Origin of the sequence: uncultured Roseibium sp. (assembly GCF_963675095.2) — a bacterium.
Taxonomy (GTDB): Bacteria; Pseudomonadota; Alphaproteobacteria; order Rhizobiales; family Stappiaceae; genus Roseibium.
In genome coordinates, this window is record NZ_CAXXSJ010000003.1 from 40,860 (window position 1) to 64,116 (window position 23,257).

A 23,257-nucleotide genomic window follows, 5' to 3' on the forward strand; every position below is an offset into this window, starting at 1 on the left:
CCGAATTGGCGCGCCTTTTTCACCGTCTCGGCCGTTCGCCCCAGGCCGACTCGCGAACGGAGCGCGCGCTCTACCGCTCGCTGCCGCGGCTTTATCGCGTCCTCGGCAAGACGTGGTTCGCCAGGGCGGCCGTGGAGTTTGTCGCCTTCGGCGTCAAACAGGCCTATGCCTGCATCTACGGCGGGCTCCTGCTGGCGCTGATCATGGGCACCAGGTTCCTGTATCCAGATGACGTTGCACTGGCGCGGTACGACTTCCTCTTTCTCGCAGCGGTCGCGATCCAGATCTGGCTTCTCGCCGCCCGCTACGAGACCTTGGACGAAGCCAAGGTGATCATCATCTTCCATATCGTCGGCACCGCGATGGAAGTGTTCAAGACCGCCGCCGGATCCTGGATCTACCCTGAAGACAGTTTCTTCCGCATCGGCGGCGTCCCGCTGTTTTCCGGGTTCATGTATGCGGCGGTCGGCAGTTATCTTGCGCGCGTGTCACGCATTTTCGACTTCCGCTACACGGCCTACCCGCCGCTGTGGACCACCTGGCTGTTCGCGCTGGCGATCTACGTGAACTTCTTCTCCCATCATTACATCACCGATTTCCGCCTCCTCCTGTTTGGGGTTCTCGTCCTCCTCTTCGGCCGCACCTGGATCCATTATTCGGTCTATCGCTACCGGCACCGGATGCCCCTGATCCTGGGCTTTTTCCTGGTCGGCCTTTTCATCTGGATCGGGGAGAACATCGGCACCTTCTCGCGAGCGTGGCGCTATCCCGATCAGGCCGATGGCTGGCGGATGGTGTCCCTGGCGAAGCTGAATGCCTGGGTTCTCTTGATGATCATCTCCTTCGTCCTGGTGTCCCTGGTCAACCGCCCACGGGTGGAGGCGCCCCCGGCAAAGGTCGACCAGGCCTGAGGGCCCTGATGGCTTGAGTTCAATATTCATCACCTGACGCCGCAAGCGGGACGCAAAGAGCAAGCTCGATTCGCTGGACCGGAAGGCCGGTTGGCTTTATTGAAGGAAGCTCAACTATCGAGGAACCGCACCATGGTCTCCCTGCGCGCCCTTCACGCCTTTTCGCTTCTCGCTCGCCACGGCCGGGCTTCGCTGGCAGCCGAGGTCCTGGGCGTGTCGCCCTCCGCCCTGTCGCATCTGATGCGCAAGCTGGAGGCGGAACTGGGGGCGACACTTGTGTTGAGGGACGGTCGCGGATTGACCCTGACCGAGGAAGGCCAGCGGCTCGCGCTTGGACTGGGAGACTCCTTCGAGCGCATCGAGGACGCGGTCGACAGCTTCAAGCGCCGGAGCCGCACGGAACTCAGGATCAGCACGGTCTCCACCTTCGCCACCCGATGGCTGATTCCGCGCCTGCCGGAGTTCCAGTCGATCCAGCCGGACGTTGAGATCCTCCTGTCCGCATCGACGCGCATGGTCGACCTGGACCGGGAGAATTACGACTGCGCGATCCGGCTGGGCAAGGGCAACTGGCAGGGCGTGGAAAGCGCCCTCCTGTGGCAGGAGCACCTGGCGGTCGCGATGGCGCCGGGACTGCTGCCTGAAGGCGGTGCACTCAGCCAGGAAAGTTTCTCCCGGCTGCGCCTGCTACACAGCGCCGCCCGGCGCGGCGACTGGCCCTTGTGGATGTCCAAGGCCGGCCTCACCCATCCGGACACGACCTCCGGCACCTTGCTGGAAAGCCGCGACCTCGCCATCCAGGCGGCGATTGCCGGTATGGGCGCGATCGTCATCGACAAGCGGTTCGTGATGTCGGAACTGGACGCCGGCCATCTGGTCATGCCCGACTGGCCGGTGATCGAGCTTGAAACCGGCTACTGGTTCGTCCGTTCGCCGGTGCGGCCCCTGTCCCGGCCGGTCGCCGCTTTCCGGGACTGGCTGCGCACGGCCGCGCTGGAGGGACAACCGGGATCCGAATAATCATTCCGGCCGATGTTGCACAAAACTCTTTTTGATTTCATAGTCTTCCGTAGTGGAAGCGTAACTCACCAAAACAAATGACCGCTTCCGATCCATCGCGGGGGCGAACCATGAAATGTTTCCTGAGCCGTTGGCTCTTAATAGTGATTGCTGCCTTGTTTTATACAGGGCCGATCACGGTCTCTCATGCCGAAACCCTGGAATGGCAATTCCGGAGCGAGCATCCGAAAGTCGTGGATGTCGAGCTATACTCCCATTCCAGACGGGGGCACGTCTGGCCGGGCAACAATAAGGTCTATGTGCTGAACGACTACAGCACCAAGACGATCCGGATTTCCTGCAGGTCCGGGGAAAAGGTCTGCTACGGTGCCTGGGTACGCAACCGGCAACGCTCCTATTGGGGCGTCGGCTACAACAACCGAAACAGCTGCCGGAGCTGCTGCTACACGTGCAACGGCGGACAGACGAAGATCATCGTCCTGAATCCATAGGGTACCGACCCTAGCGCCCGAGCAACAACAGCAAGATCGCGCCGACGATCAGCAGGCAACCGGCCAGTTCGGCGCGGTTGACCTTTTCGCGGAAGACGAACCAGGATGCGGCAAGCGTGAAGACCAGTTCGATCTGGGCCAGCGCGCGGACATAGGCGACCTGCTGCAGGGTCATGGCGGTGAACCAGCCGGCGGACCCTGCCGCCCCTGAAAGGCCGACCCAGATCGAAATCTTCCAGCTCCGCAGGCTGGCCACAAGTTGCAGCGGATCCCGCCAGGCCATCCACAGCGCCATGACCACGGTCTGGAACAGGGTCACGCAGGCCAGCGAAAAGGCTGCCTGCATCAGGAACCCCGGACCGCCGAGAGACAGGGACGCAACCCGGACAGCGGCCGCGGAGGCGCCGAAACAAGCGGCCGATGCCAGACCGATCAACGCCGGCTTCCCGACCAACGCGGATGCGAGTTCACGAAGGTTCGACGGCGTCTTGGCCAGAGAGATCATCACCACCCCGAGAACCCCGACGGCAATCGCGACCGCCGCCGCGGGCGTCACGGTTTCGCCCAGCATGATCAAGCCGAACAGGGCCGCCTGAACCGGCTCCGTCTTCGAATAGGCGGTGCCGACCGTGAAGTTGCGGTAGGAAAACAGGTGGACGAGCAGAAAGGTCGCGACAATCTGAGCCAGACCGCCGAACGCCGCCGCCAACAGGAAAGGCCCGTTGATGTCCGGCAGATCGTATCCGGCAACAAAATACAGGCCTGCCACGTAGAGGAGCGCGAAGGGAAAGCCGTAACCGAACCGGACAAAGGTCGCGCCGGTGGTTCCCAGTGCCCCCTTGAGGTGTTTTTGCAAGGCCGAGCGCAGGTTCTGGCAGAAGGCGGCAAAGATGGTAATCGGGATCCAGAGTTCCATTGCGTGGCCTTACCTTTGTGCCGGCGCCTTGTCCGGTGTGATCGATTGGTCAAAGGTTTAGCCGCCCGCGCGATCGGCGCAATTGACTTGTGCTCAACCGATCGAAGACGTTCTACCAATCGGTCACAGCGGTTTTCGGCATCGCCAAGCTTGACACTCCGCCGTCTCGCGGCTTAGGTCCGGCAACCGTTTCAACTGCCTTTGCCGGAGACAAGACCTAAGATGACCATCGATCTTGCCAAACTCGCCGAAACCATCGACGCGGCATTCGAGGATCGCGCCAACATCGACACGAAAACGACCGGCGATGTCCGCAACGCTGTCGAAAGAACGCTGAACCTGCTCGACAACGGCCAGATCCGTGTCGCCGAAAAGAAGGGCGGGGACTGGGTCGTCAACCAGTGGGCCAAGAAGGCCGTGCTCCTGTCCTTCCGCCTCAATGCGATGGAAGTGATCAAGGGCGGCCCCGGCAGTGCCTCCTGGTGGGACAAGGTTCCGTCCAAGTTCGACGGCTGGAGCGCCATCGATTTCGAGAAATCCGGCTTCCGCGCCGTCCCGAACTGCACCGTGCGCCGCTCCGCCTTCATCGGCAAGGGCGTGGTGCTGATGCCGTCTTTCGTCAATCTCGGCGCCTATGTGGATGAAGGCACCATGGTCGACACCTGGGCGACGGTGGGCTCCTGTGCGCAGATCGGCAAGAACGTGCATCTGTCCGGCGGCGTCGGCATCGGCGGCGTGCTGGAGCCTCTGCAGGCCGGCCCGGTGATCATCGAGGACAACTGCTTCATCGGTGCGCGCTCGGAAGTCGTGGAAGGCGTCGTCATTCGCGAAGGCGCCGTGCTGTCCATGGGCGTCTATATCGGCGCCTCCACCAAGATCATCGACCGCAACACCGGCGAGATCTTCATCGGCGAGGTTCCCGCCTATTCGGTCGTGGTTCCCGGCAGCATGCCCGGCAAGCCGCTGCCGGACGGCACTCCGGGCCCGAGCCTCTACTGCGCGGTCATCGTCAAGCGCGTCGACGAACAGACCCGCTCCAAGACCTCGATCAACGACCTCCTGCGCGACTGATTAATCCGCAGCAAAAATGCAAAAGCCCGCTCCCCCGGAGCGGGCTTTTTTTCATCAGATCGCCCCGGCGTCTTGCAGCACGAGCGCGAAACGGTCGGCGAGGGCTGTCAGGGCCGCGCGGTGGACCTCCGTTCCGCTTAAAACCCCGCCGCCCGGAACGGGCAGCGCCCGGCTGGTGCAGGCGTTGGCGACCACAGCGGAGGAATAACCCAGGTCGAGAGCGGCCCGGACCGTGCTTGAAACGCACATGTGGGTCATGAACCCGGCGACGATCAGTTTGCGCACGCCCAGTCCGGAAAGCCTGTCCTGAAGGTCCGTGCCCGCAAACGCGTTCGGCAGCGCCTTGCCGATGACGATCTCCCCGTCTCCCGGCTCTGCGACACCGCAGAATTTTCCGCCTTCCGCCTCGATATCAAACAGCCCGCCGGGCCGGCCGACATGGCGGACGTGAATCACGGGGAAGCCGAGTTCCTCCGCCCGCACGCGGAGACGGCCCACTTCTGCCAGTGCGTTGTCGATCCCCTCAAGAGGAAGGGCTCCGGTGAGATATTCCTGCTGGGCGTCAATCAGAATGACGGCGGCTTCGCCGGCAGCCGGCGTCGTCCATCCGGGCGCTCCGGCGAGTTCCATCAGGGTCTTCGGGCGGTTCAGATCCGGGTCGGTCATGCGTGTCTCCTATCGTTTGACAAGGACAATAGCCGACTCCGAACCTTGCAAAAACGCTCGTTATTGCAGGATAAATCTGCATAATCGCAGGAATGAGTGACTGGAACACCTATCATCTTGTCCTGACACTAAGCCGGGCGGAAACGCTTGGCGCCGCAGCACGTGACCTTCGGGTCAATGAGACGACGGTGTCGCGCCGCCTTGCCGCGGCCGAAAGCGATGAAGGCGCAACCCTGTTTCGACGGGATGGACGCAAGCTGGTCCCGACCGAGGCCGGACGGGTTCTGCTGCAGGCGGCTCAGGCCATGGAAACCGCCCTTCTCAAACAGTCCTCCGATCGCAACACGCAGACGGGGCATGTGCGCCTCAGCATGGTTCCCTTCGTGCTGGATTACCTGATCGCTCCGCGGCTGCCGGACTTCTGCGAGCGCTTTCCGGGTATCACCCTTGAATGCGCGGCAGCGACGGGAACCGCAAGCCTTGCCCAACGGGAGACGGATATCAGCTTGCGCCTCGCCCGCCCGACGGACGGCAAGCTCATCATCCGCAAGGCAATGGATATCGGCCTCCGTCTTGCCGTCAGCCGCCATTACTCAGCCCAAAGCCCCATCGCCGACTTCATCACCTATGACAGCGCACTCGACACTCTGCCGGAAATCGCCGCTATCAGGTCCCACTTCAAGGGTGAACCGCGTCTCCGGCTCGGCACCCTTTCCGCCGTGTTGCAGGCGGTGAAGGCAGGCGCGGGGGCGGCAATGCTGCCGGACTGGCTGATCAGCGGAGACCCGGATCTCATAGAAATCGATCCGCCCGTTCGCGCCACGCGCGAACTTTGGATCGTCGTTCACGAGGACCTTAACGACCGGCCCGTGATCCGGACCGTGCTGACTTGGCTCTCAGATGTTCTGGGCCGGTCCATAATCGGACCCGTCCCGCAATCAGTTCCATAGCCGGCCGACCACTTCACTGATCAGCAGCGACAGAACTGTATCCAGAACGATGATGCCGAGGGTCAGGCTGATGCCGGTTTGAAGCGTGATGCGGGTAATGTTGAACCGGTACCATAGGACAACAGCCAGAACGCAGAGCGACATCAAAACCATGATGCCCGCGGGGATGATACCTGCAAGATACAGCAGGCCGGCAACCACATACGGAAACGCCGCCAGCAGACTGCTCCAGTTCCGTACGATTATGAAATCCACATAGCCCCGGGAGATCCCGATCGGGCGAGCGAGGAATCCCAACACGATGGGCAGAAGAATCCAGTCGAGGCCGAAGGTGGTCAGCTGAGCCCCCCAGAAGCTGCCGTTCGGAAAGAGCTCCAACACCAGTTCGGTCTCTTCCAAGATCAGCTTCTTTTCCGCCATCCCGCTGATCCAGAAAAACGGCAGCAGCAGGAAAAACACGCCGAAGGAACGCCAGAAGCCCTCGATGCTCCGGTCGAACCAGCGCAGGCCTTCAGGCCGGTTCTGCAAAAAGAGCCACGATCCGGTCAGGGACCGCGCGATTTCCTGCCCGCTGATCATGGTTCAGAGCGTCCCGGCATTGGAAAAATACCTGTCCAGAAAGCGGCGGTAGATGATGGCAAGCCGGTCCAGATCGTCGGTGGCGACGCATTCGTCGACCTTGTGCATGGTCTGGCCGACAAGCCCGAATTCCACCACGGGGCAATAATTCTTGATGAAGCGCGCATCGGAGGTGCCGCCGCCGGTGGAAAGTTCCGGCACCCGGCCGGTCGCGGCTTCGACGGCCGCTTTCAAAGTCTCGATCAGGGTATCGTCGCGGGTCAGAAAGGATTCGCTCGCATCGCGCTTGAATTCGATCGACCAGTCCAGTCCTTCGGGTGCCGCGGCTTCAAGCGTTTCCAGGATCTTCTCCCGGAGAGTTTCAAGCGTCCATTCGTCGTTGAAGCGGATGTTGAAACGCGCCTCTGCGCGCGCCGGGATGACGTTGAAGGCCGGATTGCCGACATCGACCGTAACGATCTCAAGATTGGACGGCTGAAACCGGTCGTTGCCCTGATCGAGGACAAGGGCATCGAGCGCGGCCAGAAGCTTAAGCAGGCCGGAAATCGGATTGTCGGCCAGGTGCGGATAGGCGACATGGCCCTGGATGCCCTTCACCGTCACGGTTCCGGACAGCGACCCGCGGCGGCCGACCTTGATCGCATCGCCCAGCCGGTCCGGATTGGTCGGCTCGCCAACGATACAGGCATCGAAATTTTCGCCGTTCGCTTTTGCCCATTCCAGCAGCTTGACCGTGCCGTTAACCGCCGGGCCTTCCTCGTCGCCGGTGATCAGTAACGAGATCGTCCCGCCGAAGTCAGTGCCCCTCTCCCTGACGAAATCGAGTGCGGCTGCGGCAAAGGAGGCGATGCCGCCCTTCATGTCGACGGCGCCGCGGCCATAAAGCACGCCGTCCGCGATCGTCCCCTCGAAGGGGCCATGGGCCCAGTCGCCCTCGTTTCCGGGAGGCACCACGTCCGTGTGGCCGGCAAAGACGAAATGGGGTCGACCGGACCCGATGGACGCAAACAGGTTTTCCACGTCCGGCGTGTCTTCATCGGAAAACACGACCCGTTCGACCCTGAACCCGGACGCCTTGAGGAGTGTTTCCAGCGCCGCCAGCGCGCCGCCTTCTGCGGGTGTCACGGAAGGACAGCGGATGAGGTCACGGGCAATGGCGGTGGCGGAGGAAAGCTGGTCGGTCATGGATGTCTTTGTCGTTGGAATACGTGAGGCAGGATCGTCAGACGTTCCGCCGGTAGTAACTGTCCGGTGCGGGACCGTAGCGGTTCGGCCCGGGCGCGCTTCGAATGAATCCCAGAACGATGACAGCGATAAAATCGACACCTGGAATCAGGACCAACAGCGCCACGAACCCGGTCACACCGATATCCTGACAACGCTTGATCACCAGCGCCAGCACAATCCAGGTCAGTGCGAAAAAGAGCGGGCGAAACAGCGGATTGGATCCGGCGAAATCGCTGGGACTCAATTCGCTCAAAGGCAGGGACGGGTCGAGGGTTTTCCACCACATGTGCAAGGGAATGAGGGAAACAACCCAGACCAGGAACACACCATGCCAGTAGGCCTGCCGGGAGATACGCCCGATCGGGCTCAGCAACGCCCAGGCGATACCTGGGGTCAGATTGGCGGGGCGGTCGTTGATCGCCATGAAGGCTCCGTGGTTGTCCGTCTTGGATGCGGCTTTCATTTCAGACCTACGAGTTAGTGGTATCCGGGCTCCGGATCAAGCCGTCGATATGCCGCGTGAATCCACAAAATCCCCGTCAAATCTTTCCGTTGCGTAATGGTTTTTACGATTGGACAGATCGATTTCACGCGTCATGATGTCTCAGGCTTTCCGTGGGAAGAAAGCCTGGGAGGACAAAAATGACGGAAAATACGCAAAATACTGCGGTATCGGCGCGTCCGGTGCTGCGCAAGGAACCTGTCGTACGGCAGATCACCGCAAATGACGTTATCGACGCGCTCGCCGCAGGCCTGCGCGATTTCAAGGCCGCGCCGCAATACGGACTGGCGATCGGCATCTTTTTCGCCGTCGGGGGTCTGCTGGTCATCCTGACCGCGTCGGCGCTCCAAATGAGCTACCTTTCCTATCCACTGGCCGCCGGATTTGCCCTGGTCGGGCCATTCACCGCCATCGGTCTCTACGAAGTCAGCCGAAGGCTCGCGGCCAACGAACCGTTGAGCTGGTCGTCCTTCCTGGGCGTCATGTGGCAGCAGAAGGGCCGCGAGATTTCCTGGATGGCCTTCGTCGTGCTCTTCATCATGATCATGTGGATGTATCAGGTGCGCCTGCTGCTGGCCCTGTTCTAATGGGGCTGCGCTCGTTCGCCTCCTTCAACGAATTCATCACCGAGGTGATCAGCACGCCGGAAGGGCTTCTGTTTCTCGCCGTCGGTCACGCGGTCGGCGCGATCCTGTCGCTCATCCTGTTCTCGCTGACCGTGATCTCCTTCCCGCTGCTTCTGGAGGATGACCGGGACTTCATCACCGCCATGATCACCAGCGTTCGGGCGGTCGTGACGTCTCCGGTGCCGATGATCGGCTGGGCGCTGGTGGTCACCGTGACCCTGATCATCTCGATGGCGCCAGCCTTCGCCGGTCTCGTGATCACCTTGCCTGTGCTCGGACACACCACCTGGCATCTCTACAAGAAATGCGTCGCCCCGCCGGAGGACGCTGCCTGAAGGCAGAGCCTTTCCGCCTGCTCCCGTCTCCCCCCTTGAGGGGGAGATGTCACCGCAGGTGACAGAGGGGGGTAACGACGGCGGCATTACATTCCGGCGCTCTGATTGTCCGAGAGGCTGACACCCCCCTCTGTCCGCTAGCGCGGACATCTCCCCCTCAAGGGGGGAGACGGGAACAAGGGGCGTTGCTGCCGGGCCTCTCTCCCTGTTGACGAATGGACGAGGTCGATAAATTCCCTTGAAAACCGAGATACTTCAGGCCTCTGGTGCGGTTTCCGCTTCGGCCCGTTTCTTCTGTCGGGCGCGGGCGATGTCCTCTTCGGGGCTGCGATAGTCGACGCACGTCAGGTACAGGCCGTCGGCGGGCGCGACGGGGCCGCAGGCCATGCGATCGCGGGCGGCCAGGGCGGCACGGACATCGTCCACGGTCCAGCGCCCGTCGCCCACAAGGCGCAGAGTGCCGACCATGGAGCGGACCTGATTGTGCAGGAAGGAGCGGGAGGCGCACTCCGCGATCACCATCTGCCCTTCCCTACGCACCGTGAAGGTTTCCAGCGTCTTTTCCGGGCTCTTGGCCTGACACCGGGTGTGGCGGAAGGTGGTGAAGTCGTGGTGACCGACGAACACCTGGGCGGCCTCGTGCATGGCGTCGGCGTCGAGGTCCGCTTTCACATGCCAGGCCAGCCCCAGTTCATGGGTCAGCGGCGGCACCCGGTTGTAGATACGGTAGCGGTAGGACCGGCGGATCGCGGAAAAGCGGGCATCGAAGCCTTCGTGCATTTTCTCGCAGGCCAGGATGGCGATCGGGTCGGGCTGGCAGTGGAAATTCAGCGCGCCCATGACCGTTTTGGCCGGCCAGTCCTTTGCCAGGTCCGCATGAGCCACCTGCCCCAGGGCATGCACGCCGGTGTCCGTGCGGCCGGCGCCGCCGACGGTGATCTCCTCGCCGCAGAAAGCCTTGACCGCCCGTTCGATTACCGCCTGGACAGCAAGTCCGTTCGCCTGACGCTGCCAGCCGACGAACGGCCGGCCATCATATTCCACTGTCAGCTTGTAGCGTGGCATTCCGGCCTTACTCGAATTCCTGGAAAGGCGTGGCGAAGGCCACCTCGACCGGCAGGTCCCGCGCGCCCGCCTCCGTCAGTGCGCACGCCATGAAGGCCGCGCCCGCATAAGGCCCCTGAACCTTTTTCGCCAGTTCCGCATCGAAGCCGAACCGGGGATAGTAGGCCGGATGCCCGAGCACCAGAACCAGGTCCTCACCCTTCTCCTTCATCGTTTCCAGCGACGCCCGGATCAGTGCGGAGCCTATGCCCTGGCGCTGCAGTTCCGGCCAGACGGACACCGGCGCAAGGCAGGCAACCGAAAGGTCCTGACCGGGGCCGACGCCCGCCGGCGTGACACGGCTGTAGGCGATATGCCCGACGACCTTGCCTTCCGGGGTCACAGCCACCTGTTCCAGCACTAGCGCCCCGCAATGGCGCAGCGTATGCACCAGCCGGGCCTCGGTGTCCTGGTTGAATGCGGCGGTAACCAGAGCCTTTACGACGGCTTCGTCGGCAGGCTCGAACGGCCGGATTTCCAAGGTCGAACTATCAATCGCGGCATTCATCCCATCAATTCCCGTCTTATGCGATCCGCGCTCATGCCAGCTTGTCACCGGCAGCAAGCTTGGCGCCACGCTGAAATTCTTCGCCCGTCATCGGCTTCTTGCCGGCCCGCTGAACCTGAACCAGCCGGATGCCGCCCTGGCCGCAGGCAATGACCGGGCTGTCGTCGACACTTGAGACCGTGCCGGGCTCGCCTGCAGCCTCCAACAGGGCGCTGCGCAGGACCTTGACCCGCTCCGCCTTGCCGGAGATCGTCATCTCGCACCAGGCGCCGGGAAAGGGCGACAGGCCACGGATATGATCATGCACGGTCTTTGCCGGAGCCGTCCAGTCGATCCGGGTTTCCTCTTTCGACAGTTTGGACGCATAGGTCACGCCTTCTTCCGCCTGGGGCGTCTCGGTCAGGGCGCCGCGCGACAGGGCGGCCAGCGCGCGCACCATCAGGTCGCCGCCGAGGCCCGACAGGCGGTCATGGAGTTCACCGGCGGTCATGTCCGGGCCGATCTCGACCGTCTCAGACATGCAGACGGGACCGGTGTCGAGGCCCTCTTCCATGCGCATCACCTGCACGGCGGTTTCCTTGTCGCCCGCCATGATGGCGCGGTTGATCGGGGCGGCGCCCCGCCAGCGCGGCAGGAGCGAGGCATGCAGGTTGAGGCAACCCTCGCGCGGGGCGTCCAGAACCGCTTTCGGCAGAAGCAGGCCGTAGGCCACCACCACCGCGACATCGGCGTCCAGTTCCCGGAACGCCTCCTGCTCTTGCACGTCCCTGAGTGAGACCGGCGTAAAGACCGGAATGCCGAAGGTTTCGGCGGCTTCATGCACCGGGGACTTTTTCACTTCCATTCCCCGGCCCGCCTTGCGCGGCGGCTGGGAATAGCAGGCAACGACCTCATATCCCTGTCCGACGATTTCCATCAGCGTGGGGACGGAGAAGTCCGGTGTTCCCATGAAAACGACGCGTAATGACATGATGCCTCGGACCGGTTAAACGTTTCCGCCCTTATGGACGCTCAAGCCAGTCCGGGCAACAGCGCTTTCAGGCTGCCGACCATCATTTCCATGGAGATGGCGGCAAGGATCATGCCCATGATCCGGCTCATCACGCTGGTCGCGGTCTGACCCAGCACCTTGTTCAGCAGGGGCGCGGCGATGAAAGTTCCGCCCAGCAGGGCGATCGCTCCGCCGAGGGCGGCCACATAGGCGATCTCCTGGGAGAGGGTTTCCGCCTGTCCGCGGAAGATGATCAGTGTGGAAATCGTGCCCGGTCCGAGCAGGATCGGCACGGTCAGCGGATAGATCGCCGGATTATCCTGCTCCGCATGATGGACCTGTTCCTTTTCGGTGCCGCCATGGGTGGAGCTCTGTTCACCGGACAGAAGCTTGAGCGCGATCAGAAGGATCAGGAACCCGCCGGCAAGCCGGAAGGAATCCAGACTGATGCCGAAAATCTTCAGGATGGCAGGCCCGGACAAGGCAACGATCGCCCCGCCGACCAAGAGGCCGATGATCACCGTGATCGCCACGTTGCGCTGGGAGGCCGCGTCGCGATCGGAGGTCAGCGACAGGAACACGGGCAGGTTCGCAATCGGGCTCATGATTGCGAACAGCGCTGCAAACATCTTCAGGAAAAATGCCAGATCCATGCAGCCTGCCCCTGAGCCCTTCCGTTAGCCCTTGGCGGACTGCTTCGCCTGTTTGACGAATTTCTTCATGACCCGGTCGCGCTTCAGCTTCGACAGGTAGTCGATGAACAGCTTGCCGTTCAGATGATCGAGTTCATGCTGAATGCAGGTGGCCAGCAGGCCGTCCGCATCGATTTCCTGCTCCGACCCTTCCCGGTTCTGGAACTGGACCTTAACCCGGGCCGGCCGCTCCACATCCTCGTAATACTCGGGGATCGACAGGCAGCCTTCCTGGTAGACGGAGGTTTCCTCGCTCGACCAGACGATCTTCGGATTGATGAAGACGATCGGGTTCTTCGGTTCGTCTTCCTTGGCCACATCGAGCACGAAAAGGCGCTGCAGGATGCCGATCTGGCTGGCGGCAAGGCCGATGCCCGGTGCTTCGTACATGGTTTCCAGCATGTCGTCGGCCAATGCGCGCACGGCGTCGTCCACCTTGGCGACCGGCTCGCAGACCTCGCGCAGCACGGGATCGGGAATGATGATGATGTCTCGCTTCGTCATGGGTTTCAAATAGTGAATGGCCGCGCCCCGGTCAACGTGAAAGCCCACCTGGAACCGGATTTTGCAGTGCTTCGTAAATGCAGGCAAACGCTGCATTCCGAACCGAATCGTTCTATGTTTGTTTCATGCAGCAAGTTCTCTTTGTCTATGGTGGCCGTCCGTTCACGGTCCTTGAGGTTGGAATCGCCGGCGGTTTCTTCCTGCTTATCCTGATCGTCTGGATGATCTGGGGCACGATGCGCCAGGTTCGGCTCCGGGCGGAGGCCGACAGCGCCGCCGCGGAGCGGATCCACGAGCTGGAAAGCCATCTGTCCCTGCTCTTGAAGTCGCAAGGGGAAATGACCGGCCGGATGCAGACCATGGCCGAGGTGTTCGGCTCCCGCCAGTCGGACATGATGCGCGCCGTCAACGAACGGCTCGACGGCATGGGGCACAAGCTCGGCCTGTCCATGGCCGACACCACCAAGCGCACCCACGAGGGCCTGCGCCAGCTGCACGAAAGGCTGGCGGTGATCGACCGGGCCCAGAAAACCATCACAGACCTGTCGGGTCAGGTGGTGGAACTGCAGGCGATCCTGTCCAACAAGCAGACCCGCGGCGCCTTCGGCCAGGGGCGCATGGAAGCGATCATCCAGGACCAGCTTCCGCCAACGGCCTATGATTTCCAGGCCACCCTCTCCAGCGGTGTCCGGCCGGACTGCCTGGTGCACATGCCCAACGGCGCTCCGTCGCTGGCCATCGACGCCAAGTTCCCGCTGGAGGCGTTCAACCTCATTCGCAATGCCAAGTCGGACGAGGATCTCAAATACGCGCAGGCCCAGTTCCGCAGGGACTTCACCAAGCACATTCAGGACATCCGGGAAAAATATCTGGTCCCGGGGGAAACCCAGGACACGGCGTTCCTGTTCGTGCCGTCGGAAAGCGTGTTCGCGGAGCTCAACGAGAATTTCGAGGACCTCGTCCAGAAGTCGCACCGGGCCCGGGTGGTGATCGTTTCGCCGTCGCTGCTCCTGTTGTCGATCCAGGTGATCCAGGCTGTGTTGCGCGACGCCAAGATGCGCGAGCAGGCCCACCTCATCCAGGCGGAAGTCGCCCACCTGATGGACGACGTCGGCCGGCTGAACGACCGGGTCGTTAAACTGCAGACCCATTTCGGCCAGGCCAACAAGGACATCGACCAGATCCTGATCTCGACGGACAAAATCACCAAGCGCGGCCAGAAGATCGAGGACCTGGAACTGGGCGAGCTTCCGGAAGCGGAGAAGAAAGAAGACCTGCCGCGTCCGAACCTGTCGCTGCAGGGTTAGATTCACTGCAGTCCGGTTTACCAGCGTATGTGTTGAAACCCCTGCTTTTCCGCTTGTTTTCGTCTCCCCCCCTTGAGGGGGAGATGTCTCGGTATGAACCGGTATGATGGGTAACAGTTCTATCCGGGAGGATGGGTAACAGGTCAGACTTACGCCGAACGAGGGAGGTTCGGGGTATGGGATTTCGGGAGACCTGTGCGATGGAAGAGCGTGTCCGGTTCTGCGTTTCGGTTGAAAGCGGAGAGGTGTCGATGTCGGAGCTTTGCCGTCAGTTCGGGATCAGCCGGAAGACCGGTTATGAGGTACTGAGGCGCTGGCGTTCGGGTGGCGCGGCAGCTTTGGCACCGCGCAGTCACGCCCCGCATCATTGTCCGCATGCGCTTGCGGAGACATCCCGGGAGGCGGTGCTTGCGTTGCGCCGGCGATATCCAAGCTGGGGTCCGAAAAAACTGCGCGCCTTTCTTCAGGCGCATGCCGATCCGGTGATTGTGGTTCCGGCTGCTTCGACGATCGGCGAGTTGCTGCGCCGGGAAGGCTTGAGCGTTGCACGCAAACGCCGCCGCCGCGCGCCGCCTTGTTCGGTGTCTCCCTTTGCCCAGGCCCAGCCCAACGACGTGTGGAGCATGGACTTCAAGGGCTGGTTCCGGACCGGTGACGGTCGCCGCTGCGATCCCTTCACGCTGCAGGACCAGGCGAGCCGCTATCTCTTGCGGGTGGTTGCCGTCCCCCGTCCCGACACGACCCATGTCTGGTCCGTTCTGGAGGCAGCCTTCCGCGAGTTCGGCCTGCCACGGGCCATCCGTTCCGACAATGGGGCGCCCTTCGCCTCGGCCGGAGCTGCCGGCCTGTCGGGTCTGTCAGTCCAGCTCATCAAGGCTGGCGTTCATCCTGAACGCATTGCCCCGGCCTCGCCGCAGCAGAACGGCCGGCTGGAGCGCCTGCACAGAACCTTGAAGGATGAAACCGCCAATCCGCCCGCGGCCAACCTGAAGGCTCAGGCCGACCGATTTGTCCGCTTTCGGCAGACCTACAATGAAGAGCGTCCGCATGAGGCACTCGGCATGGCAACCCCGGCAGCCGCCTATACAGACTCATCAAGACCCTGGAGCGGCAGGCTGAGATCGCCCGACTATGATCAAGGAACATGCGTGCGCAGGGTGCGCCAGAACGGCGAAATCAAGTGGCGCGGCGGCACCGTTTATGTCTCCATGGCCCTCGTCGGAGAGCCGGTCAGCATTGAAGAAGCCGACACCGGGCAGCTTGAACTCCGTTACGGACCGGTATTCATCGGCTACATCACAGAAGACCTAAAACTGCGGTGGCCCACACGAGGCAGAAAAACAAAAACTGTTACCCATCCTCCCGGATAGAACTGTTACCCATCATCCGGGTTGCACAGGGAGCAGGACTGTTTTTCGTATCCACTCTACCCTGGGTGCGGAATACCACAGATATGTCAATTGCTTGAAGAAAGACATCATAGCTAAACCGGACAGAAATTGGCTAGGATGCGGCCCCTAGAGCCGTCTGATCCCAATCACATTGCCGAATTCGTTTTCCGCGATCCGGGCGACCGCCTGGTCCAATGGTTCGCTGGCAACGGTCATGGTGTGGCCGTTGGCGTGAAGCAACCGGTTCGGGCCCTGGACGATGCCGACATGGCCTTTCCAGAAGACGAGATCGCCGCGAATGAGCGTATTCAGGTCTGACGTTTCGACAGGCTTCCCTGCGCCCGCTGCCTGCATGTCGCTGTCGCGCGGAACATCATACCCGCCGGCTTGTGCGGCGAGCTGGACCAGGGCCGAGCAGTCGAGCCCCAGACTGGACCGTCCGCCCCAGAGATAGGGCGTGCCGAGAAACTCCTCTGCGACGGCGACCCAATCCTTCTCAAGCTGATTCAGCCCGGCGAGATGGCGGGCGACGACGGCGGAACCGTCGCTCAGGAGGGCATAGTCCAGGCCGCGGGTCGTCGCGCTCCCTGTGACCGTCACCTTCGCCCCCATGGAAATCAGGCCAAGCGGCGGGAATTTCAGATCCGGGCCGGGGTAGCGGTAGGTGCGCAGGGCTCGCACGATATGGGTCGGGGCTTCGAGGGCCCCAAGCCCGTCAGAGGAAAACCAGCCGACGTAGCCATCGGTCTCCAGCTGGCCCCAAGCCCAGCCTTCCATCGTCTCCTCAAACACCGTGACGGTCTCGCCGAACAGAAGTTCGGTGTCGATCGACTTGTCGCGGCGGGGCTCGGGACGCATGGACAGCCGGTCAGCGGTGACCTGTTTCACGGTGCCATCAACGAAGCGGTCGGCCTGAACGCGCCCTTCATAGGCGCGGGCCGCAAGGTCCGGCCGGACGGGGTGAAGGCGGCGGTCGAGTTTTTCAGACATGTCGTGATCCTGAAGCGGATGGCCTATCGGGGCAGTTCGCGCGCCTTTTCGGAAACCAGGTCGCCGAGATGCTCCAGATAAAGCGCGCCGTCGACGGTCCGGGTGATGATGACGTTGCGCTTGTCGGCCTCGTCCCGCTTGCGCGACAGGAGCCGCATGCCGCCCAGCGTGTCGAGCGCCCGGGTGATCGCCGGCTTGGTGACGTTCAGCTTGGCGGCCAGTCCGCGCACCGTATGGGGCGGCGGCTCCAGGTAGACCGTCAGCAGGATGGTCAACTGGCGTGCGGACAGGTCCTGTTCGCTGTCGCGGACAAGCGTCAGATTGACGTCATGCATCAGTTTCAGCGCCTGCGAGGCGCGCAGCTCGACCGCCATATGCGGAGATTTCCCGTTCCATCCGATTTCAATCTAGCAGAACAGAAAATTGTTTCGGAGCCGTTATTTTTTGTCCGAATATCTTTCGCTGATCAGATCGAACAGGCAGCGGATGCCCTGCGCCTCGCCGCCGGCCGGTTTGCCCGGCTTGTCCATGGGCGTCCAGCCGTAGATGTCGAAATGCACCCAAGACTGGGCCTTGCCGACAAAGCGTGACAGGAACAGCGCTGCCGTGATCGAGCCGGCAAAGCCCGCGCCGGTGGTGTTGATGTGGTTGATATCGGCGATCTTGCTGTCGAGATATTTCATGTAGGGCTGCCACAGCGGCAGGCGCCACAGCGGGTCCGCACTGGCCTCCGCGACTAGAGCGATCTCCTCCGCCAGATCCTCGTCATCTGTGAAGAACGGCGGCAGGTCGGGCCCAAGCGCGACGCGGGCCGCTCCGGTCAGGGTTGCCATATCCACCAGTAGATCCGGCTCTTCCTCGTCTGCGAGCGCGAGCGCATCGGCCAGCACCAGGCGTCCTTCCGCATCGGTGTTGCCGATTTCCACCGTCAGGCCCTTGCGGCTCGGCAGCACGTCGCCGGGACGGAAGGCCGATCCGGAGATCGCATTTTCCACGCATGGCACGATGACGCGCAGGCGCACCGGCAGTTCGGCCGCCATGATCATCGCCGCGAGACCAAGCACGTTGGCCGCGCCGCCCATGTCCTTCTTCATCAGGAGCATCGCACTGGACGGTTTGATGTCGAGACCGCCGGTATCGAAGATGACGCCCTTGCCGACCAGGGTCACCTTGGGGGCGTCTTCCGGGCCCCAGGTGAAATCCGCAAGACGTGGTTCGCGGCTCGAGGCACGGCCGACCGCATGGACCATTGGGAAGCCCCGTTCCAGCAGCGCGTCGCCCTCGATGATCTCACCCGTTCCGCCGTTTTCGACAAAGAGCGACCGGATCTCGGCCGCCAGTTCCTGCGGCCCCAGATCGTTCGCCGGAATGTTGATCAGATCGCGGGCGATCTGAACGCCCTTGAGGATCGCATCAACCCGCGCAAGGTCGACGGTAGCAGGAACGACAAGGCGCGCCCGTGCGGCCCCGTTCTTCCGGTATTTCTCGAACCGGTAGGAGGACAGGGCAAAGCCGAGCACTGCGAACTCGGGATCGGGAAAACCGTCGGCAAGCGCATAGTCCCCGGCCGGCGAGGAAGCGACCAGCCCGCCGAGGGCAAAAGGCTGGGCGGAACCGTTCTCCCCGGCTGCAAACAGCAGGGCGGAACCTGCCTCGTTGACCGCGGGCACCAGAAGACTGCTTCCCGGCGCTGCGCGGAAACCGTTGCGCTTCGCCCAATCCGCTGCCGGCTGTCCAAGGCCTGCGAGGACGGCTTCCAGATCGTCCTCCTTGACGGCAATGACCGGTGTCGGCTGCTGGGCTTCAATTTCACGGATCAAGGCTTCACGCACGGCGGGCTCCTGGAAAGTTTATCTGCATGTTGCACAGGTACGCATCCCGGACGCGCTTGGCAATATCCGGAACGGGACATGCCAGCCGGACCAGCCAGCTTAACCATCCATTAGGGTTAATAAACTACTGATTTGAAGAACAGAACGTTCAGTGAAGCTCATGTGTCGAGGTGTCAGCAATGACCCAGAAAGCTCAAGGTAAAACCCGGCGGCGCACCCGCTACCTGCCGCTGGCGGCCGCGATGACCGCGGCCGTGCTGCTAACCGGTTGCGCATCCTCCCGGAACAACAGCGTCGGCACCCATTCCCCGAGCAACAGCCTGACTTATGCAAAACCGGGGTCAAGTGCCGCCATGCGGGCGGTGTCCTCCTGGGGCGGCAAATACGAGAAAGACAGCAAGGATCGCGCTGCGATCCTCGGCTATGCCAACGCCCTGCAGCAAAACGAGCAGATCGAACAGGCGATGGCCGTCCTGCGCGCCGCTGTCATCTCTAATCCGAACGACCGCGAGATCGCCTCGGCCTACGGCAAGGTGCTCGCCATGAACGGCCGCTTCGACGAGGCCCTGAACGTGCTTCAACGCGCGCAGACGCCGCAGATGCCGGACTGGAAGCTGATGTCGGCACAAGCCGCCATCTATGACCAGATGGGCAATCATGAACGCGCCCGCGGGCTCTATCACCAGGCGCTGAAGATCGCGCCGAACGATCCGACACTGCTCAACAACCTCGGCCTGTCCTATCTCCTGTCCAACCAGCTGCCGGAAGCCGAATACACATTGCGCAAGGCGGCCGCCCTGCCCGGCGCCGACAGCCGCGTACGCCAGAACCTTGCACTGGCGCTCGGTATCCAGGGCAAGTTCGCCGAGGCCGAACAGGTCGCCCGGTCGGAACTGGACCCGAAGCAGGCGGAAGCCAACATCGCCTATCTGCGCGACATGATCGCGCAAAGCCGCAGCTGATCCGGCATTATTTTCAAGACAATAGGGATATTCCGCTAAAACGGCCGCCCAAAAAGGGCGGCCGTTCTCGCGTCTGTCTGTGAGATTATCGGAGTTTGGTGTGCGGCTTACTTGAAGGCGTCCATGGCCTGCATCACGGCAGGACCCATGATGACGAAGAACAGAACCGGCAGGAAAAAGACGATCATCGGAACGGTCAGTTTCGGCGGCAGGGAGGCCGCCTTCTTTTCGGCTTCCTGCATGCGCTGTTCACGATTGTCGTCGGACATGACGCGGATAGCGTGACCGACCGGCGTGCCGTAGCGCTCCGCCTGGATCAAAGCCATCATCACGTTCTTCACACCGTCGACACCAGTCCTCTTGCCCAGGTTCTCATAAGCCTGACGGCGTTCGCCGAGATAGGACAGCTCGGCGTTGGTGAGCGTGAGTTCCTCGGCCAGCGGGATCGACTGTGCACCGATTTCCTCCGCGACCCGCCGGAACGCCTCTTCGATGGACATGCCCGATTCCACGCAAATCAGCATGAGATCGAGCGCATCGGGCCAAGCCCTGCGAATGGACAGCTGACGTTTCGAAATCGCGTTCTGGATGTAGAGGTTCGGCGCGAAGACGCCAATACCGCCGACGAAGAGACAGGCGGAAATCTTGGTGATCGCCGGCGTGTCGGAGGGCAGTACGGCAAAGGCGTAGACAAGGGCGAACAGGAAGAGAACGCCTGGAATGGCAATACGCGCGAACAGGAAGGTGTAGAGCGGCCCCGTGCCCCGATAGCCGGCCATGCGCAGCTTGTCCTGGGTCGAGGCATCCGCGAGCCTGGTCCTGAGATCGAGCCGGTCGACCAGGTTCTTGACCTGCTCCTTCGGTTGCGTGGAGCGCAGCGAGGCGCGGGCGTCGGTCTTTTCCGTTGCAAGCCGCGCCCTCTCCTTGGCACGCAACTTGTCGCGCTCCAGGGCGACCGACTTCATCCGGGACTTCAGCGTGTCCCGCTCGAAGATCGGCATGACCACTGTGAAGAGGGTTCCGGCCACGGCGACAAGGGTCAGGAAGGCGACCAGGAAATTGCTGCTGGCGATGCTTGTGAGATCGAACATCAGCGTCTCCTAGAAATCGAAGTTGATCATCTTGCGCATGACCATGATGCCCACGAACATCCAGAAGAGGCCTCCGGCGATGATCAGGTGGCCGGCAGGTCGCGTGAACAGAAGCGAGATATAGTCCGGTGCCACCACGTAGATGATGGTCGAAACGACAAACGGCAGCGAACCGATGATAGCGGCAGACGACTTGGCTTCCGCGCTCAGCGCCTTGATCTTGCGCTGAATCGTCTTGCGGCTGCGCAGAACCTTGGACAGATTGCCGAGCGCTTCGGACAGCCCCCCGCCGGCCTTCTGCTGAATCGCGACGACGATGGCGAAAAAGTTGGCCTCCGCCAGGGGCACCCGTTCGGGCATGCGCGCGACCGCATCCGTCAGCGAAATACCCATGACCTGGGTTTCGACGATCTTGCGGAATTCCCCGGCGACCGGCTCGCGCGCTTCCTTTGCGACGATCTTGACGCAATCGCCGAGAGGAAGACCGGCCTTCACGCCACGGACGATGATGTCGACCGCATTCGGCAGTTCGTCGAGGAAGGCGTCAAACCGCCGCTTGCGCTTGAAGCTGACGAACCAGCGCGGAAAGCCGAACCCACCAACGAAACCGATACCAAGCGCAATCAGCATGTTCTGGCTGACAATCAGGCCGATCAGGGCCCCGACGACGGCGGACGCGATGCTGAGATAGATGAAGTGCTTGCGTTCCCAGGCAAGCCCTGCCTGCTCCAGGCGGACGGACAGGGAAGGCTTGTTCTGTTTCTGCAGCTTGGCCTTCTGGCGTTCCTCGAAGTCCTTCAGCTGATCCTGGACGGACTTGCGCCGCCGGTCGCCGTCGCCAACCTTCTTTCTAAGTTCCGCGGATTGCGGCCGGGCAGCGATCCCGCTGATGCGCTTGTCCCTGCGTCGCGAGCCGGAAAGAAGCGGCTGGAACACGGCGTAAATCATACCACCGATGCTCAAGGTCACGAGAAGCGCGACGGCGACGCCGGTTACCCCGGGTGTCATAAATGGCTCGAAGGCTTCCATTCACAGTGCCTCAATCATCGACGTATTCCGGCATTTCTGAAGCGTCCAACGCCTGAGCCAGGCGGTTTTCCTCACCAAAGTAGCGTGCCCGCTCCCAGAACCGCGGGCGCCCGATCCCGGTGGACCGGTGACGGCCGATGATGCGTCCGCTCGGATCTTCCCCGATCATGTCGTAGACAAAAACATCCTGGGTGATGATCACGTCGCCTTCCATGCCCATCACTTCGGTCACATGGGTGATCCGGCGCGAGCCGTCGCGAAGACGTGCGGCCTGCACCACGACATCGATGGAGGAGACGATCATTTCCCGCAATGTTCGCGAGGGCAGCGAAAAGCCGCCCATCGTGATCATGGATTCCAGTCGCGACAGAGCCTCGCGCGGCGAGTTGGCGTGCAACGTGCCCATGGAGCCGTCGTGGCCGGTGTTCATGGCCTGCAGAAGGTCGAAGGCTTCCGGCCCGCGCACCTCGCCGACGATGATGCGTTCAGGACGCATACGCAGACAGTTCTTCACCAGGTCACGCATGGTGATCTCGCCTTCGCCCTCCAGGTTCGGCGGGCGGGTTTCGAGGCGGACCACATGGGGCTGCTGAAGCTGAAGTTCCGCGGAGTCCTCGCAGGTGATGATGCGCTCGGAGCTCTCGATATAGGCGGTCAGACAGTTCAGAAGCGTCGTCTTACCCGAACCGGTACCGCCGGAGATCAGCACGTTACAGCGCGAGCGCCCAATGATCTGCAGGATCGTCGCCCCTTCCGGAGTGATCGACCCGTATTTGACCAGTTGATCGAGGGTCAGCTTGTCGCGCTTGAATTTACGAATGGTGAGTGCGGGACCGTCGATCGCCAGCGGCGGGGCGATCACGTTCACACGAGAGCCGTCCGGAAGACGGGCGTCACAGATCGGGCTTGAATCGTCGACCCGGCGGCCGACCTGGCTCACGATCCGCTGACAGATGTTCATGAGCTGGGCGTTATCGCGGAAGGAGACGCCCGTCTGCTGCATCTTGCCTTCGGTTTCGATGTAAACCACATCGGCCCCGTTGACCATGATGTCGGCGATATCGTCGCGCGCAAGCAACGGCTCCAACGGACCGTAACCCAGAACGTCGTTACAGATATCCTCCAGCAGATCTTCCTGCTCGGCGATGGAGAGGACGACATTCTTCAGGGCGATGATGTCATTGACCACATCGCGGATTTCGTCGCGCGCATCTTCAGGGCCCAGACGGCTGAGCTGCGAAAGATCGATCGCCTCGACCAGAGCGTTGAAGATCTGCGCCTTGGTTTCGTAGTATTCGCCGGACTTGCGGCGCTTGGCTTCCTGCTTCGGCGCCGGCGCCTGGGGCTGCGGCTCCACGATAGGCTTTTCGGGCGGCTTTTCGGGCAGCGGCGCGGCGGCCTCCACCGCAACCTCGTGCTCCAGATGCTTCTCCGGCAGGTCGGCAGCTGCAGACGGCTCCGGCTCGGGCGCAGGTTTAGGCTGCACCGGCGTGACGGGCCGGACAGTTGCTGCTCCGTTTGACGTTGAACCGCGTCTACCGAACATGGCGGCAAATATCTCC

The 23,257-nt window shown here is 62.2% G+C and carries 24 protein-coding genes and 1 pseudogene; 9 read left to right on the forward strand and 16 right to left on the reverse strand.

Annotated elements, in window-relative coordinates; genetic code table 11:
• Nucleotides 1-5: 5 nt before the first annotated feature.
• The 3 genes from ABIN98_RS01485 to ABIN98_RS01495 all read left to right on the forward strand — a co-directional run bounded on the left by ABIN98_RS01485 (nucleotide 6) and on the right by ABIN98_RS01495 (nucleotide 2,422).
• Nucleotides 6-911, forward strand: coding sequence for a DUF817 domain-containing protein (locus ABIN98_RS01485; RefSeq protein ID WP_394701395.1), 906 nt, complete (start codon nucleotides 6-8; stop codon nucleotides 909-911).
• Nucleotides 912-1,043: 132 nt separating this feature from the next.
• The gene (locus tag ABIN98_RS01490; protein WP_346906764.1) at nucleotides 1,044-1,931 is read left to right on the forward strand and encodes a LysR substrate-binding domain-containing protein; all 888 of its coding nucleotides are present in this window, start codon (nucleotides 1,044-1,046) and stop codon (nucleotides 1,929-1,931) included.
• A gap of 155 nt (nucleotides 1,932-2,086) precedes the next feature.
• On the forward strand, nucleotides 2,087-2,422 hold the full coding sequence (locus ABIN98_RS01495; protein ID WP_346906765.1) for a hypothetical protein: 336 nt from the start codon (nucleotides 2,087-2,089) through the stop codon (nucleotides 2,420-2,422).
• 10 nt (nucleotides 2,423-2,432) lie between these two features.
• Here ABIN98_RS01495 and ABIN98_RS01500 read toward each other — a convergent pair whose 3' ends face one another.
• Nucleotides 2,433-3,338, reverse strand: coding sequence for an EamA family transporter (locus tag ABIN98_RS01500; RefSeq protein ID WP_346906767.1), 906 nt, complete (start codon nucleotides 3,336-3,338; stop codon nucleotides 2,433-2,435).
• Between the two features lie 222 nt (nucleotides 3,339-3,560).
• Here ABIN98_RS01500 and dapD point away from each other — a divergent pair, with 222 nt between their 5' ends.
• Complete coding sequence (gene dapD, locus ABIN98_RS01505; protein ID WP_346906769.1) at nucleotides 3,561-4,409, forward strand: 2,3,4,5-tetrahydropyridine-2,6-dicarboxylate N-succinyltransferase; 849 nt, start codon at nucleotides 3,561-3,563, stop codon at nucleotides 4,407-4,409.
• 54 nt (nucleotides 4,410-4,463) lie between these two features.
• On the opposite strand, the gene ABIN98_RS01510 is transcribed toward dapD, so the two are convergent.
• Entirely contained in the window at nucleotides 4,464-5,075 is a 612-nt protein-coding gene (locus ABIN98_RS01510; RefSeq protein WP_346906770.1) for a cysteine hydrolase family protein, read from the reverse strand.
• A gap of 92 nt (nucleotides 5,076-5,167) precedes the next feature.
• Here ABIN98_RS01510 and ABIN98_RS01515 point away from each other — a divergent pair, with 92 nt between their 5' ends.
• Entirely contained in the window at nucleotides 5,168-6,025 is an 858-nt protein-coding gene (locus ABIN98_RS01515; protein WP_346906771.1) for a LysR family transcriptional regulator, read from the forward strand.
• On the opposite strand, the gene ABIN98_RS01520 is transcribed toward ABIN98_RS01515, so the two are convergent.
• The 3 genes from ABIN98_RS01520 to ABIN98_RS01530 are packed head-to-tail and all read right to left on the reverse strand — an operon-like array spanning nucleotide 6,014 to nucleotide 8,255.
• Complete coding sequence (locus ABIN98_RS01520; protein ID WP_346906772.1) at nucleotides 6,014-6,604, reverse strand: hypothetical protein; 591 nt, start codon at nucleotides 6,602-6,604, stop codon at nucleotides 6,014-6,016. The two genes, ABIN98_RS01515 and ABIN98_RS01520, sit on opposite strands and share 12 nt — an antisense overlap.
• Nucleotides 6,605-6,607: 3 nt before the next feature.
• A complete protein-coding gene (gene dapE, locus ABIN98_RS01525; RefSeq protein WP_346906773.1) occupies nucleotides 6,608-7,789 on the reverse strand; it encodes a succinyl-diaminopimelate desuccinylase in 1,182 nt (393 codons plus the stop codon).
• A 37-nt stretch (nucleotides 7,790-7,826) separates the two neighbouring features.
• The gene (locus ABIN98_RS01530) at nucleotides 7,827-8,255 is read right to left on the reverse strand and encodes a DUF805 domain-containing protein (protein WP_394701396.1); all 429 of its coding nucleotides are present in this window, start codon (nucleotides 8,253-8,255) and stop codon (nucleotides 7,827-7,829) included.
• A 218-nt stretch (nucleotides 8,256-8,473) separates the two neighbouring features.
• Between ABIN98_RS01530 and ABIN98_RS01535 the strand changes: the two are divergent.
• Nucleotides 8,474-9,294 (forward strand): annotated as a pseudogene (locus ABIN98_RS01535) (DUF2189 domain-containing protein).
• A 255-nt stretch (nucleotides 9,295-9,549) separates the two neighbouring features.
• Here ABIN98_RS01535 and truA read toward each other — a convergent pair.
• Genes truA through def form a run of 5 tightly spaced genes read right to left on the reverse strand, consistent with a single transcriptional unit; the run spans nucleotide 9,550 to nucleotide 13,093 of the window.
• Nucleotides 9,550-10,359 carry a tRNA pseudouridine(38-40) synthase TruA gene (truA, locus tag ABIN98_RS01540; RefSeq protein ID WP_346906775.1) on the reverse strand — a complete coding sequence of 270 codons (810 nt, stop codon included), beginning with the start codon at nucleotides 10,357-10,359 and terminating at the stop codon, nucleotides 9,550-9,552.
• Between the two features lie 7 nt (nucleotides 10,360-10,366).
• On the reverse strand, nucleotides 10,367-10,906 hold the full coding sequence (locus ABIN98_RS01545; protein WP_346906776.1) for an N-acetyltransferase: 540 nt from the start codon (nucleotides 10,904-10,906) through the stop codon (nucleotides 10,367-10,369).
• 31 nt (nucleotides 10,907-10,937) lie between these two features.
• Complete coding sequence (gene fmt / locus ABIN98_RS01550; protein ID WP_346906777.1) at nucleotides 10,938-11,876, reverse strand: methionyl-tRNA formyltransferase; 939 nt, start codon at nucleotides 11,874-11,876, stop codon at nucleotides 10,938-10,940.
• Nucleotides 11,877-11,917: 41 nt separating this feature from the next.
• Nucleotides 11,918-12,550, reverse strand: coding sequence for a MarC family protein (locus ABIN98_RS01555; RefSeq protein ID WP_346906778.1), 633 nt, complete (start codon nucleotides 12,548-12,550; stop codon nucleotides 11,918-11,920).
• A gap of 24 nt (nucleotides 12,551-12,574) precedes the next feature.
• Nucleotides 12,575-13,093 carry a peptide deformylase gene (gene def, locus ABIN98_RS01560; RefSeq protein WP_346906779.1) on the reverse strand — a complete coding sequence of 173 codons (519 nt, stop codon included), beginning with the start codon at nucleotides 13,091-13,093 and terminating at the stop codon, nucleotides 12,575-12,577.
• A gap of 125 nt (nucleotides 13,094-13,218) precedes the next feature.
• Between def and ABIN98_RS01565 the strand changes: the two genes are divergently transcribed.
• Nucleotides 13,219-14,400: a DNA recombination protein RmuC gene (locus ABIN98_RS01565; RefSeq protein ID WP_346906780.1), complete on the forward strand. Its 1,182-nt coding sequence runs from the start codon at nucleotides 13,219-13,221 to the stop codon at nucleotides 14,398-14,400.
• A gap of 176 nt (nucleotides 14,401-14,576) precedes the next feature.
• Nucleotides 14,577-15,770: an IS481 family transposase gene (locus ABIN98_RS01570; protein ID WP_346906782.1), complete on the forward strand. Its 1,194-nt coding sequence runs from the start codon at nucleotides 14,577-14,579 to the stop codon at nucleotides 15,768-15,770.
• A 147-nt stretch (nucleotides 15,771-15,917) separates the two neighbouring features.
• Here the strand turns inward: ABIN98_RS01570 and ABIN98_RS01575 are convergent, their stop codons facing one another.
• From ABIN98_RS01575 to ABIN98_RS01585, 3 genes are all read right to left on the reverse strand, one after another.
• Nucleotides 15,918-16,781, reverse strand: coding sequence for an NlpC/P60 family protein (locus ABIN98_RS01575; RefSeq protein WP_346906784.1), 864 nt, complete (start codon nucleotides 16,779-16,781; stop codon nucleotides 15,918-15,920).
• Nucleotides 16,782-16,804: 23 nt separating this feature from the next.
• Nucleotides 16,805-17,155, reverse strand: a complete 351-nt coding sequence (locus ABIN98_RS01580) for a MarR family transcriptional regulator (RefSeq protein WP_346906786.1) — start codon at nucleotides 17,153-17,155, stop codon at nucleotides 16,805-16,807.
• A 63-nt stretch (nucleotides 17,156-17,218) separates the two neighbouring features.
• Nucleotides 17,219-18,613: a leucyl aminopeptidase family protein gene (locus tag ABIN98_RS01585; protein WP_346906788.1), complete on the reverse strand. Its 1,395-nt coding sequence runs from the start codon at nucleotides 18,611-18,613 to the stop codon at nucleotides 17,219-17,221.
• A gap of 179 nt (nucleotides 18,614-18,792) precedes the next feature.
• Here ABIN98_RS01585 and ABIN98_RS01590 point away from each other — a divergent pair, with 179 nt between their 5' ends.
• Nucleotides 18,793-19,575 (forward strand): tetratricopeptide repeat protein, encoded by a 783-nt coding sequence (locus tag ABIN98_RS01590; protein ID WP_346906790.1) that lies wholly within the window; start codon nucleotides 18,793-18,795, stop codon nucleotides 19,573-19,575.
• 107 nt (nucleotides 19,576-19,682) lie between these two features.
• On the opposite strand, the gene ABIN98_RS01595 is transcribed toward ABIN98_RS01590, so the two are convergent.
• The 3 genes from ABIN98_RS01595 to ABIN98_RS01605 are packed head-to-tail and all read right to left on the reverse strand — an operon-like array spanning nucleotide 19,683 to nucleotide 23,241.
• Entirely contained in the window at nucleotides 19,683-20,666 is a 984-nt protein-coding gene (locus tag ABIN98_RS01595; protein WP_346906792.1) for a type II secretion system F family protein, read from the reverse strand.
• A gap of 9 nt (nucleotides 20,667-20,675) precedes the next feature.
• A complete protein-coding gene (locus tag ABIN98_RS01600; protein WP_346906794.1) occupies nucleotides 20,676-21,674 on the reverse strand; it encodes a type II secretion system F family protein in 999 nt (332 codons plus the stop codon).
• 31 nt (nucleotides 21,675-21,705) lie between these two features.
• Complete coding sequence (locus ABIN98_RS01605) at nucleotides 21,706-23,241, reverse strand: CpaF family protein (RefSeq protein ID WP_346906796.1); 1,536 nt, start codon at nucleotides 23,239-23,241, stop codon at nucleotides 21,706-21,708.
• Nucleotides 23,242-23,257 lie beyond the last annotated feature (16 nt).

What these genes read in the sequence shown, in the direction of transcription:
- ABIN98_RS01490 (WP_346906764.1), top strand. Translation starts at nt 1,044, where the DNA reads ATGGTCTCCCTGCGCGCCCTTCACGCCTTTTCGCTTCTCGCTCGCCAC.
- ABIN98_RS01500 (WP_346906767.1), bottom strand. Translation starts at nt 3,338, where the DNA reads ATGGAACTCTGGATCCCGATTACCATCTTTGCCGCCTTCTGCCAGAAC.
- dapD (WP_346906769.1), top strand. Translation starts at nt 3,561, where the DNA reads ATGACCATCGATCTTGCCAAACTCGCCGAAACCATCGACGCGGCATTC.
- ABIN98_RS01510 (WP_346906770.1), bottom strand. Translation starts at nt 5,075, where the DNA reads ATGACCGACCCGGATCTGAACCGCCCGAAGACCCTGATGGAACTCGCC.
- ABIN98_RS01515 (WP_346906771.1), top strand. Translation starts at nt 5,168, where the DNA reads ATGAGTGACTGGAACACCTATCATCTTGTCCTGACACTAAGCCGGGCG.
- ABIN98_RS01520 (WP_346906772.1), bottom strand. Translation starts at nt 6,604, where the DNA reads ATGATCAGCGGGCAGGAAATCGCGCGGTCCCTGACCGGATCGTGGCTC.
- dapE (WP_346906773.1), bottom strand. Translation starts at nt 7,789, where the DNA reads ATGACCGACCAGCTTTCCTCCGCCACCGCCATTGCCCGTGACCTCATC.
- ABIN98_RS01530 (WP_394701396.1), bottom strand. Translation starts at nt 8,255, where the DNA reads ATGGCGATCAACGACCGCCCCGCCAATCTGACCCCAGGTATCGCCTGG.
- truA (WP_346906775.1), bottom strand. Translation starts at nt 10,359, where the DNA reads ATGCCACGCTACAAGCTGACAGTGGAATATGATGGCCGGCCGTTCGTC.
- ABIN98_RS01545 (WP_346906776.1), bottom strand. Translation starts at nt 10,906, where the DNA reads ATGAATGCCGCGATTGATAGTTCGACCTTGGAAATCCGGCCGTTCGAG.
- fmt (WP_346906777.1), bottom strand. Translation starts at nt 11,876, where the DNA reads ATGTCATTACGCGTCGTTTTCATGGGAACACCGGACTTCTCCGTCCCC.
- ABIN98_RS01555 (WP_346906778.1), bottom strand. Translation starts at nt 12,550, where the DNA reads ATGGATCTGGCATTTTTCCTGAAGATGTTTGCAGCGCTGTTCGCAATC.
- def (WP_346906779.1), bottom strand. Translation starts at nt 13,093, where the DNA reads ATGACGAAGCGAGACATCATCATCATTCCCGATCCCGTGCTGCGCGAG.
- ABIN98_RS01565 (WP_346906780.1), top strand. Translation starts at nt 13,219, where the DNA reads ATGCAGCAAGTTCTCTTTGTCTATGGTGGCCGTCCGTTCACGGTCCTT.
- ABIN98_RS01570 (WP_346906782.1), top strand. Translation starts at nt 14,577, where the DNA reads ATGGGATTTCGGGAGACCTGTGCGATGGAAGAGCGTGTCCGGTTCTGC.
- ABIN98_RS01575 (WP_346906784.1), bottom strand. Translation starts at nt 16,781, where the DNA reads ATGTCTGAAAAACTCGACCGCCGCCTTCACCCCGTCCGGCCGGACCTT.
- ABIN98_RS01580 (WP_346906786.1), bottom strand. Translation starts at nt 17,155, where the DNA reads ATGGCGGTCGAGCTGCGCGCCTCGCAGGCGCTGAAACTGATGCATGAC.
- ABIN98_RS01590 (WP_346906790.1), top strand. Translation starts at nt 18,793, where the DNA reads ATGACCCAGAAAGCTCAAGGTAAAACCCGGCGGCGCACCCGCTACCTG.
- ABIN98_RS01595 (WP_346906792.1), bottom strand. Translation starts at nt 20,666, where the DNA reads ATGTTCGATCTCACAAGCATCGCCAGCAGCAATTTCCTGGTCGCCTTC.
- ABIN98_RS01600 (WP_346906794.1), bottom strand. Translation starts at nt 21,674, where the DNA reads ATGACACCCGGGGTAACCGGCGTCGCCGTCGCGCTTCTCGTGACCTTG.
- ABIN98_RS01605 (WP_346906796.1), bottom strand. Translation starts at nt 23,241, where the DNA reads ATGTTCGGTAGACGCGGTTCAACGTCAAACGGAGCAGCAACTGTCCGG.